General features: G+C 47.3%; 9 protein-coding genes. 6 read left to right on the top strand and 3 right to left on the bottom strand.

The features are described from left to right. Nucleotides 1–209: 209 nt before the first annotated feature. Both VFC92_10300 and mnmD read left to right on the top strand, forming a co-directional pair. Nucleotides 210–635, top strand: a complete 426-nt coding sequence (locus VFC92_10300) for a DUF1573 domain-containing protein (protein HZK08577.1) — start codon at nt 210–212, stop codon at nt 633–635. Nucleotides 636–871: 236 nt separating this feature from the next. Further along, nucleotides 872–1,555 (top strand): tRNA (5-methylaminomethyl-2-thiouridine)(34)-methyltransferase MnmD, encoded by a 684-nt coding sequence (gene mnmD / locus VFC92_10295; protein HZK08576.1) that lies wholly within the window; start codon nt 872–874, stop codon nt 1,553–1,555. Nucleotides 1,556–1,738: 183 nt separating this feature from the next. Here mnmD and VFC92_10290 read toward each other — a convergent pair whose 3' ends face one another. Genes VFC92_10290 through VFC92_10280 form a run of 3 tightly spaced genes read right to left on the bottom strand, consistent with a single transcriptional unit; the run spans nt 1,739 to nt 5,817 of the window. After that, complete coding sequence (locus tag VFC92_10290) at nt 1,739–3,274, bottom strand: gliding motility-associated C-terminal domain-containing protein (GenBank protein HZK08575.1); 1,536 nt, start codon at nt 3,272–3,274, stop codon at nt 1,739–1,741. Further along, nucleotides 3,258–4,571, bottom strand: coding sequence for a pitrilysin family protein (locus VFC92_10285; protein ID HZK08574.1), 1,314 nt, complete (start codon nt 4,569–4,571; stop codon nt 3,258–3,260). Before VFC92_10285 ends, VFC92_10290 begins: the two co-directional genes overlap by 17 nt. Then, complete coding sequence (locus tag VFC92_10280; protein ID HZK08573.1) at nt 4,555–5,817, bottom strand: pitrilysin family protein; 1,263 nt, start codon at nt 5,815–5,817, stop codon at nt 4,555–4,557. Before VFC92_10280 ends, VFC92_10285 begins: the two co-directional genes overlap by 17 nt. Before the next feature lie 144 nt (nt 5,818–5,961). On the opposite strand from VFC92_10280, the gene VFC92_10275 reads away from it, so the two are divergent. The 4 genes from VFC92_10275 to crcB all read left to right on the top strand — a co-directional run bounded on the left by VFC92_10275 (nt 5,962) and on the right by crcB (nt 11,643). Next, complete coding sequence (locus VFC92_10275; protein HZK08572.1) at nt 5,962–8,388, top strand: thiamine pyrophosphate-dependent enzyme; 2,427 nt, start codon at nt 5,962–5,964, stop codon at nt 8,386–8,388. Nucleotides 8,389–8,508: 120 nt separating this feature from the next. Then, on the top strand, nt 8,509–10,770 hold the full coding sequence (locus VFC92_10270) for a helix-turn-helix domain-containing protein (GenBank protein ID HZK08571.1): 2,262 nt from the start codon (nt 8,509–8,511) through the stop codon (nt 10,768–10,770). Nucleotides 10,771–10,907: 137 nt separating this feature from the next. Further along, entirely contained in the window at nt 10,908–11,213 is a 306-nt protein-coding gene (locus tag VFC92_10265; protein ID HZK08570.1) for a DUF493 domain-containing protein, read from the top strand. 40 nt (nt 11,214–11,253) lie between these two features. After that, the gene (crcB, locus tag VFC92_10260; protein ID HZK08569.1) at nt 11,254–11,643 is read left to right on the top strand and encodes a fluoride efflux transporter CrcB; all 390 of its coding nucleotides are present in this window, start codon (nt 11,254–11,256) and stop codon (nt 11,641–11,643) included.

Here is an 11,643-nt window from a genome sequence, read left to right as displayed (position 1 = left end):
CCACCGCAATCGAAGGGAACAAGACTTGCCCTGATCGGGCTTCGACAAGCTCAGCCTTCCAGTTGAGGGAAACAAAGAACAACAAACAACAAACAACGAACAACGAACAACAAACACGGTTAACACATCATTAACAAAGAATTTGAACGTTATTAACACCATCATCAGCTAATAATGCTGATTTTTGCAACGAAAATAGAAAGACGCAAATGAGGACAACGATTTATATTTTTATGATGATGCTGCTTTCGGCCGGAGCAGCCTTTGGGCAAAAAGCCCACCAGCCCAAAATTCAAAAACAAGATGGCAACGATGCGCTTAGCATAGGGGCGCATGCAAGCTGGGATACCACCATTGCCGATATGGGCGACGTAAAATTCAGATCAGAAACCATAGTGGAGTTTACGCTCACCAACAGTGGAAACGAGCCATTGCTAATCACCTACGCCCAGGCCGCGTGCGGCTGTACCAACCTTCAATACAGCGAAGCACCCATTCTACCCGGTCGCGCCACCAAACTCAAAGTTACCTACGATGGCACTGGCAACGGCCCCTTTATGAAAACCATCACCGTACAAACCAGTGCCAGTGGCGGCAGAACAGTGCTGCAGGTAAAAGGCAACGTGGTGAAATAAGGATCGTCCGCTTATTTCCGCCAATTAAGCCAATTAGCGCTAATTATTTTTAACCGCAATGAAGGCGCGACGGACACAAAGAGTATTTGATAATCGACCCTACCGCGACTTTCTATCGTCAGCCAACCGGCTAACACAGAAACGCCAAAGAAATACGATTTTATTTTTCGCGTGAATTAGCCCAATTCGCGTGAATTTGCGGATTGTTTTCCAGTCATGAATTCTATCTTTGTACGATGAATCAGCCCACAATTATACTTACTGCCGATGGCTCACACACTTTACTCGTGCCGGAGCTTAACGAACATTATCACTCTACGAATGGCGCCCTGGCCGAGTCGATGCATGTTTTTATTAATGCCGGCCTGGAAGCTGCACTTTCGTGCAAATCGCAACTCCGCATTCTTGAGGTGGGCTTTGGTACCGGCCTCAATGCGCTGCTTACGCTGCTTCATGCTACCAATATCCCCATCCACTACACCGCCATCGAGCCCTTTCCGCCCGACCCGCTCTTGATTGAGCAGCTCAATTATTCGCAACTTTTAGCGAAAGCGGAAACCGAAGATTTTTATAAATTGCTGATGACAGCAGCGGAAGATAACGCTACTAAAATTACGGAGCATTTTACTTTGATAAAAAAACGGGAACAAGTCCAACAAATCAGTCTTGAAGCCGGCACTTTCGATCTGGTTTATTTCGATGCCTTTGCTCCCAACGTCCAACCCGAACTTTGGGAAGTAATAATCTTTAAAAAAATCTATGATGCGCTTGCTCCCGGAGGAATTTTGGTAACCTATTCGAGCAAAGGATTGGTAAAAAGAAATTTGCATGAAGCTGGTTTTGCGGTGGAGCGGCTGCCCGGACCGGCAGGCAAAAGGCACATCACGCGGGCTGTCAAGTCAAATTCCAAAAATCAATAAAACATCCGCCGGTAGTCGGAGTAAACAATCTCAAATAAATCATAATATCAAAAACTCAAAAGACTAAATCGCCAAGAGTTTTGGGATCTATTTGTCTTTTGGGATTTGTGTCTCTTGGAATTTGGGATTTATTTGTCTTTTGGGATTTGTGAATTGGAGCTTACTGCCTGTATTTCCTCAATTTTATTTCCATATCACCGTCACAGTGCCGCGCTTTTCCTGTAATAATCCAGTGTTATCTTTGTACCTAATCACATACACATATGCATCCTCCGGCACGTATTCGCCGTTGTATTTCCCCATCCATCCCTTGCTTACCTCGCGGCTTTCAAAAAGCTGCTGACCCCATTTGTTGAAAATAATCAACTGATATCCGTCTGGCTCGAAAAATTGCACCACAGGTTTAAACTCGTCATCCGGAGACTCGCCACCAGCGATGATGGCGTTAGGCATAAAGATGCGGCTTTCGCGAGAAATGGTAATCACGTTGGAGATGCTGTTGTCTGTTTCACTTTCGTAGCCATTGTCGCCTCCGATTTCGATAGCCTTTATATAATAGCTGAATTGTCCACCGGAACCACTTAAAATGGATAAGGAATCAGAATAGGTGAGGGTGTTGCCATCCACATCATCCAAAATTGCAAAAAGATCAGAAGTTCCGCTAAGCTTGCGGTAAATCTCATATCTATCAACCTCCGATGGCCAGTCTTCGTAGGCATTCCATTTCAACTCATTAACACGTCCTGACACGGCCGGCAGTGGATCGTTGGTTAGTAATATCGTTCGTGCAAGATTTACTGACGCTATCTGATTGGCGCCACAACTGTCCAATGCGATTATTTTGTAGTAATAACTTTGTCTATTGAAATCGGCAGTGGTATCGATGTAAAACTGAGGAGGGTCATATTTGGCCAGGTCGCTAATGCGGCTGATGGTGTCGTAAGTCACCCCATCATCCTCACTGCGCAACACGCTGTATTTACTAATGGGGGCTTCATCTGCCAGCCACTCAATTTTGATATGATCATTATCTTCAACGGTAGCATATTTCAAATAAACAAACTCCGGTTTTGCGTAAGTGCGGCTCCGAATAGAATCCTCGCATGAAGTAGAGGTGCGGGAGCCATCCTGATTGAAAGCTTGTATTTTATAGGTATAAAGGGTGCCGGCATCTAAATTGGAGTGCGTGAATTGAGTAACATCAGCAGCAGTCGAATCAATTGGCATAAAGATTTCGTCATTCTTGGAAGCAAGAATCCGATATCCGCCCAAGCTACTGACCATATTTCGGTAAGGTGTCCATCGGAGCTGAACCTCATTGGCACAAATATCAAAAGAAGGTTGCTTCAGAAAAATAGTGTACAAGGTATCCGACCAAGCTGAGAATCTCCCACCAGATGCATGTGCAACTATACAATACCTTAGCGGGATATCGCAGGCGTTAACCTCATGAATGTATGTTGTGCCAGAGGTTGAATCAATAAAATTACAAACAGTATGAATTTCATTGTTAATTTCCTCGTAAACGCACTTGTGAATTTCATATACTTCAGTAGAATCATTGTTAGCAAACCATGAAATAATAGGGTTTGTATTATCGATGCTGATGGAGTCGACGGCAGGAGTTTGCAGACTTTGAGCCTGAGCCGCCATGCTTGTCAAAAGTAACATAAATATGGTGAAAGAAAAGAGTACCGATTTTCTAATGAGTATGTTCATCTGCGTTAATTTCGGCCTGTTGGTTACCCACCACCAGGCGCGTAAAACTATCAGGTTCAAGATACTTAACGGCCAAATGCTGTATTTCGTTTGCCGTAATATTTTTAATGGTCTCGATGTAGTTGTTGTACCACGACAAATCGAAGCCATAATCGAGGGCAGCTTTGAGCAGTTCAGAAAGCTGGAAGGGGCCATCGGCTCCGCGAAGCAATGTTCCGCGCAAGTAGTTTTTCACCAGCTCCAGCTCACCTGCCGGCACTGGTTCACGGCGCAGCCTATCGATCTCTATAAAAATCTCATCCATCGCTTTCTGCTGCACATCGTTGCCCACCTCCGAGGCGATCACCAGCATGCCGGCCTGTTGCACCGACATCAGATTGGAACTAATCCCGTATGTGTAGCCTTTGTCTTCGCGTATGTTGGTCATGAGCCGTGAGCCGAAATAACCACCCAGGATTGTATTGAGCAACATCAGACCCATAAAATCGGGATGACGTTTATTGACGATAACTTTCCCAATCCGCAGGGCGGCCTGCAAAGCTTTCGGGCGATGGATGTACTGCAACAGGGCTGCTGTAGGTTGTGGAGAAGCATCACGCACTGTGGAAGCAGCATCCGGCGTATGCTGGCCAAAATATTTATTGAGCAATGCCTGCAGATTATTCGGCAGCCTACCCGAAACAATGATTCGGAAAGGACTTGTGGCATAATTGGCTGCGTAAAACGAGCGCAAAACATCCGCATTAGCGCGCTCATAATCATCAGCTGTGCGAAAAGTATCGTAAGGATGGTTTTCTCCAAATAGCAACCTATTGAAATGAAGTCGCGACACGTAGCGCATTTTCTGCATATTTACCAAAAACTGCTGTTTGGATGTCTTAACAATAGTGGCCACCTCCGACTCAGGAAAAACTGCTTGCAGCGCAACTTCAGAAAAAACGGGCATCAGGTATTCCAGGTGTTTATTAAGCGAATAAAGTGAAAGCCGGCCATCATCCAGGTCAGAAAAGTTGCGCAGGTAAGCGCCCCGTCCATCAAGTAAATTGGCAATTTCGTTGGCAGAATAACGCGCCGTCCCTTCCACCAGACATTTGCTGGTAAGTGATGCCTGCAGCGGCTGTTGTTGCTGCACATGGCCGGCAGAAAATATCAAATCGATCTTCACCACTTTCTGGCTACCGGCATTGATGGCATAAACAGGCACTCCGTTGTCGAGCTGGAAATATTCGGGGTGCGGCATCGGCACAGCGCTCACTTCAAAGCGTGGCGGACTTGTAGCTCTAAATTTCTGTGTCATGGTTTTCGGGATCTATTGATTTATAAAATAAAGTGGTGGAGTTTTCGTCGCGGAAAATAGTGCTTGCCGTTTCACGGAACATCCCAGTAGTAACTGCCTGATACTTTCCGGCTTCCAGATTTATCAGATTCGCATCGCCCAGCACTTCGGCGAAAGCCAGATTCATGGCTTTGTCCAAAACATTCATCCTGGAAAATACCAGCGTAGCCTCTATTCTATTCTTCACTTTCTGAAGTTCTGCTTCCGGCGGAGGCTGCTGCGTAAGCGCATACATCTCTTCGTCGATAGCTGCTTCGGCCGTTTGCAGACTTACGCCCTTTGCGGGATAACCGGCCACCACAAACAGACCTTTGTCGAAGCTGCCCATGATAAAGGCATTGAGCTCGGAAAAGAGCTTTTTATCTTTGATAAGATGCTGGTAAAAGCGTGAAGAGTCGCCTTTGCTCAGCACGTCGGAAATAAGATCGGTGGTATGATAAGACGGGTCGAGGCGACTACCCATGTGCCAAACCTTGTAGATGGCATCGGACGGCACCTGCCGCTCCACTTCGATGCGGCGCGCCTCGAGCTGCGGCGGCTCCTGCGGCAGGTTGCGCACATGCTTTCCTTTATTTTGAATAGGTGCAAACCATTTCTCGGAAAGCTGCCGTACTTCGTCGGTAGTAACATTGCCTGCCACCACCACCACAGCATTATCCGGATTATAAAATTTGTCATAAAAAGCGCGCACATCTTCCATCTTTGCATTGGTAATATGGCTGATTTCTTTACCAATGGTAGGCCAGCGATACGGGTGCACCTGATACACCACCGGCCGCAAAAGCAACCACACATCGCCATAAGGCTGATTGAGATGCGTCTGCCTGAACTCCTCGCTCACCACGTTGCGCTGCACCTCAAGGCTTTTTTCTGAAAATGCCAGCCCAAACATCCGGTCGCTCTCGAGCCAGAAAGCTATTTCGAGGTTTTGCCGCGGAAGGGTGAGATAATAGTTGGTGACATCGTTGGAGGTGAAGGCGTTGTTCTGACCACCCACCGCCTCAAGAGGTTCGTCGTATTTAGGGATGTTAATGGAACCACCAAACATGAGATGCTCGAACAGATGCGCAAAACCGGTAAGTTTTGGGTCTTCGTCGCGGGCACCTACATCGTACAGGATATTCATTGCCACGATAGGCGTGCTGGTATCGCGGTGCACGATGACACGCAACCCATTTTCCAAAGTAAATTTCTCGTAAGGGATCATTCGTTTAATTTTGCAGCAAAAGTAATGTTCTTGATACAAAAGATTGCAAAGGGTCAGAGTTATGAATTTTTAAGCTTGCTGCAATCTATTTGATAACAGAAAATGTCTATTTTTGTACGTTAATTCACACAATCATAAGCACTTATGTCAAAATCTACCAAACATAAAGAGACTATCGCATTGAGTTTCAACAAAACAGAAGTTCTCGCCGACTACCGGCTGGCTCACGAAAGCCGCCAGGCAAGTCTTTTAGGACGTCGTGAAGTTCTTACCGGCAAGGCCAAATTTGGCATCTTTGGCGACGGCAAAGAGATAGCACAACTGGCTATGGCGAAACAATTCAAAAAAGGCGACTGGCGCTCGGGATACTACCGCGACCAAACCTTTATGATGGCCGCCGGAATGTTTACTCTCGAAGAGTTTTTTGCTCAGCTCTACGGCGACACCGACCAGGATTTCAATCCCGGAACGGCAGGCAGGCTTATGAACAACCACTTTGCTACACGTTACATCAATGAGGATGGCACCTGGATGGATCAAATGAAATTGAAAAACTCCTCTGCCGATGTTTCGCCTACAGCCGGACAGATGCCGCGGCTGCTGGGGCTGGCCTACGCTTCTAAGTTTTACCGGCACAATCCTGACCTTGCCAATTTTAAAAATTTCACCTCTGGTGGCAACGAAGTAGCTTTTGGCACTATTGGCGATTCGAGCACCTCAGAGGGTATTTTTTGGGAAGCAATGAATGCCGCTGGTGTGCTGCAAGTGCCAATGGCCATGTCGGTGTGGGACGATGGATATGGCATCTCCGTGCCGCGTGATCTGCAAACCATCAAAAGCAGCATCTCTGAGGCTTTGGCAGGATTTGCTGCCACTGAAAAGAGTAAAGGTTTTAAAATTTATAAAATAAAAGGCTGGGATTATGCTGAGCTCTGTCGCGCATACGCGGAAGGCATCGAGCTGTGCCGCAAAGAACATATTCCGGTACTGTTTCATGTGGTAGAAATCACTCAACCGCAGGGACACTCCACCTCCGGATCGCATGAACGCTACAAATCTACCGAAAGGCTAAAGTGGGAAGAAGATTTTGATGGGCTAAAAAAGATGCGCGAATGGATCGTAGCCGAAAAAATCGCTACTGCCAAAGAGTTGGATGAAATTGAAAAACAAGCAATACAGCGGGTGAAAGAAGCCCGCCGCAAAGCCTGGAAGAACTTTATGGAGCCTTTGCAGCAAAAGCGTGACGAGTTTTTGCGTATCACCGACATCAGCACGTGCAACTGCGCCAAGACCAAAAAAATTGCTGCTTTAAAGGAAGACCTTGCACGCATCGCCGAGCCCATTCGCAAGGACACGATGTCGCATGCCAAACGCGCCCTCCGACTTATCTGTGATTCGTGTAGCGACCCCACCAACTCACTCAAAGCCAACATCACCGAATGGTTCGACAAGGCAATGGAAAAAAACCACGAGCGCTTCAACTCGCACCTCTATAGCGAAGACCAGTTTTCGGCACTCAAAGTAACTCCTGTAGCTGCCCGCTATTCTGATGACAACAAAACGGCTCCCGGACGTGAAATCCTTCGCGATAACTTCGATAAGCTTTTTGAAAAATACCCACTGTTGATCGCTTTTGGCGAAGATGTAGGCCATATCGGCGGCGTGAATCAGACCTATGAAGGCTTGCAGGAAAAATATGGCGAGCAGCGTATTTTTGACACAGGCATCCGCGAGGCCACCATCATCGGACAGGGCATCGGGCTGGCCATGCGTGGCCTGCGGCCTATTGCCGAAATTCAGTATTTCGACTATCTGCTTTATGCGCTTCAAATCCTTAGCGACGACCTGGCCACACTCACCTACCGCACCAAAGGCGCCCAAAAGGCTCCGCTAATTGTGAGCACCCGCGGCCATCGGCTCGAGGGCATCTGGCACTCTGGTTCACCACTCAGCATGGTCATCAACTCCATCCGAGGCATGCATGTGCTGGTGCCTCGCAACCTGACGCAGGCGGCAGGATTTTACAACACGCTGATGGCCGGCGACGACCCGGCGCTCCTTATCGAACCACTCAACGGATACCGCTTGCGCGAACGCGTACCCGAAAACCTTGGCGAATTTCGCGTGCCCATTGGCGTGCCTGAAATACTCAAACAAGGCACCGACATCACTGTGGTGACTTACGGCTCATGCGTGCGCATCGCAGAGGATGCCGCCGAACAATTACAGGATTTTGGCATCGACGTGGAGCTGATCGACGTGCAGTCGTTGCTGCCTTTCGACATCAATCACACCATCGTGGAATCGCTCAAAAAGACCAATAAAGTTTTGTTTTTTGATGAAGACGTCCCCGGTGGCGCCACCGCTTTTATGATGCAAAAAGTGCTGGAGGAGCAAAAAGGATATTACCATCTCGACACCGAGCCACGCACTGTCACCGCCAAATCGCATCGCCCGGCCTACAGCACCGACGGCGATTATTTTTCCAACCCCAACGCCGAAGATGTATTTGATGCCGTTTACAACCTGATGCACGACGTGAATCCTTTGAAGTATCCGAAGATATTTTAATGAAGAATCTGATATTGTTAATCTGACGATAGTAGAAAAGAAACATCCTAGCTTGCACTTTGTTTTAAAACAAAATTGGCTACTTTTATCCGATCGTAAAAATCCAAAACCAGTCATGGCATGAGTTCTACTACCGGAAATTTAGCGCAATTGGCCGCTGCTTTCGTCAACAGCACCGAGCGGCATATTTTTCTTACAGGCAAAGCAGGAACCGGCAAGACAACATTTTTGCACAGCATCAGCCAATCTACACATAAGAAATGTCTGATAGCAGCGCCCACAGGCATCGCGGCCATCAATGCCGGCGGCGTAACGCTGCACTCACTTTTGCAACTTCCTTTCGGATGCTTCATCCCAGCCGAAATACCGGCAGGACAAACCTCCTTCACTGTCGAAATAAACACGCCGCAGAGCCTGCTGCGCCAGCGACGTTTCAGCCGCAACAAGATCAATATGCTGCGCGAGATGGAGCTATTAATTATCGACGAGGTAAGTATGTTGCGCGCCGACCTGCTCGACGCCATCGACCATATGCTGCGATCGCTGCGACGCAAACGCCACATTCCGTTTGGTGGCGTGCAGATGCTTTTTATCGGCGACCTGCTGCAACTGCCACCGGTAATCAAAGACGCCGAATGGCAATACTTGGCGCCCTATTATAAATCCGCTTATTTTTTTGAAGCACACGCTTTGCGCGAAAATCCACCCGTTTATATCGAACTCGACAAGATTTATCGCCAAAGCGACCAGCAGTTTATAGAGCTCCTCAACCGTTTTCGCAACAACCAGCAGGCAGCTCCCGACATAGAGTTGCTCAACAAAAGATACTGCCGCGATTATCAAACGAAAATCGATGAAGGTTACATTTTGATTACCACGCATAACTACAAAGCGGATCAGATCAACAAAAATGCTTTGCAGCAACTGCCCGGCAAAACCTATAACTATTCGGCAGAAGTTACGGGCGAATTTTCGGCGCACAGCTACCCGGTAGATCAGGTGCTGTCGTTGAAAAAGGATGCGCGGGTGATGTTTATCAAAAACGATCCTTCGGGCGAAGGTCGCTACTACAATGGTCGCATCGGGAAAATAAAAAGTCTGGATGATGATGAAATAGAAGTTGGTTTTGATGACGATAGCGACACAGTAAATGTGGAGCGGTATTGCTGGGATAATAAAAGATTTACGCTCAATGAAGAAAATGGCGAGATAGAAGAATCTAGCCTGGGAAGTTTCAGCCATTTTCCGCTGAAGCTGGCCTGGGCGGTGACGGTGCACAAAAGCCAGGGCTTAACTTTTGAAAAAGCGGTGCTTGATCTCTCGGATGCCTTTGCACCGGGACAGGTTTATGTGGCTTTGTCGCGCCTTACCAGCCTGGAAGGCCTGGCGCTAAGCTCGCCTATCAGCACACGCAGCCTCGAGATGGAGCAGGCTGTTGCCCAATATTCCCAAAACAAATCTCCGGGCGAAAAGCTTGCAGAACGCCTGCAGGAGGAACGACAGCGTTTTATCGCCGCACAGGCTATCAGGGCTTTTGATATGCAATGGATCAAACAGGAGCTGTGGCAACATTACAACAGCTACACGAAAGATGCTGCAAAATCAGAAAAACAAAATCACAAAACCTGGGCGCAAGAGCTGTTGAACAAGATTGACGAACCGCTGGAGGTAGCTGATAAATTCATCCTGCAAATCCAGCACATTACCAACAGCAACCAGGCTGACCTGCAGCACCTGCTCAAAAGAATAGAAGCCGCCAAAGAATATTTTGAGCCTATCCTCAAAGACTTTTCTACACAGATAACCGAACATACCGCCAAACTGGGAGCGCGCAAAAAGATAAAGGCGTATCTGAGCGAGCTGAATGATCTGGAGATGATGTTCTTCAGGCAACGGTATTATATCCATAAAGCTGCAGCCGTCGTGCAAAGTGCGCTCGAAAACAAAGAACTCACACCGGAAGCGCTCAAAAAAAGCGGGCTTTACAGCGACCGTGATAGAGTCAAACCGGCAGAGGGTGTGAGTGAAAAAAAGGAGAAAAAGTATTCAAAGGAAAAGAAAACTAAAAAAGGTTCCAAAATCAACACACGGCAAGTTAGTTTTGAACTTTATAAAGAAGGCAAATCGCTTAAAGAAATTGCCGCTGAGCGCAAGCTTACCCTGGGAACCATCCAGGGACATTTCTCCAGATTTATCGAATCGGGCACAATCAGCGTGGAGGATATTCTCGACAAATCAAAAGTGGAAGCCATCCGTGATTATGCCGGCAAACATGAGAAGGCTACGCTGGCTGAGCTACATGCAGGGCTTAAAGGTGCGTATAACTTTGGTGAGATCAGGCTTGTATTGGCCGGCATGGCAACTAAAGCTATTGATGATTAGCTTATGCAGGAGGAGGTCGGCAGTCGGCAGGCTCCAGTCTTCAGCACAATATCGGTTGGGCTGTTGTCGATCTGATAAAAAACAAATTCCGGTCGTCACCGTTAGCCTTACGCAAATAACAGCATAAAATCGTTCTGATGAAAAACAACATTCTCAATTCTGATCTTTCAGCAGATTCCTCCGGAAAAACAGAAGTTGAATATCCGGTAAACTATGATCTGAAAGTAATCTTTGAAACCGCCGAGGCGCTCGACATCCAGCAGCGCAATCTGGAGCTGGTGATAGAAGATGCCGGCGTACCGCACAAATTCGTTAGCTCGCGGCAAAGCAGCAAAGGCAATTACGTGAGCCTTACGGTAAATGTTACCCTTCAAAGCAACGAACAATTGCAATATCTCTACCAGCGACTAAAACTGCTGCCGGGGATAAAATTTGCTGTTTAATAAAATAGAATAAATCACCGGGAAAAGATAAAACTTACTTATGCTCAAAATACTTTATCTGATAATAGGAGGCGCCAGCGGAACACTGCTGCGCTACTGGGTTTCGGGATTGCCACACAAAATCTATGGGGGTATTTTTCCGTGGGGTACGCTGGTGGTAAATCTGGCAGGTTCGCTGCTCATCGGATTTTTCTGGGGACTGCTCGGTCGCGAAAATATCACACAAGGCGTCCGCTACTTCCTGTTCATTGGCATCTTTGGCAGCTTCACCACTTTTTCTACTTTCGCATTCGAGAGCATGCAAATGTTTCGCGACGGCAACGTAAAATATGCGCTGGCCAACGTTTTCATCAGCAACTTCTTTGGCATTTTGCTGGTGTTTGCTGGCTATGTTTTGTCGCGCCTTATTGTTAATTATAAAATAGGATAA

This window comes from Bacteroidales bacterium, assembly GCA_035647615.1.
GTDB lineage: Bacteria > Bacteroidota > Bacteroidia > Bacteroidales > 4484-276 > SABY01.
Note: the sequence above shows the minus strand (reverse complement) of the source record. Positions and strands in the feature narration are given on the sequence as shown.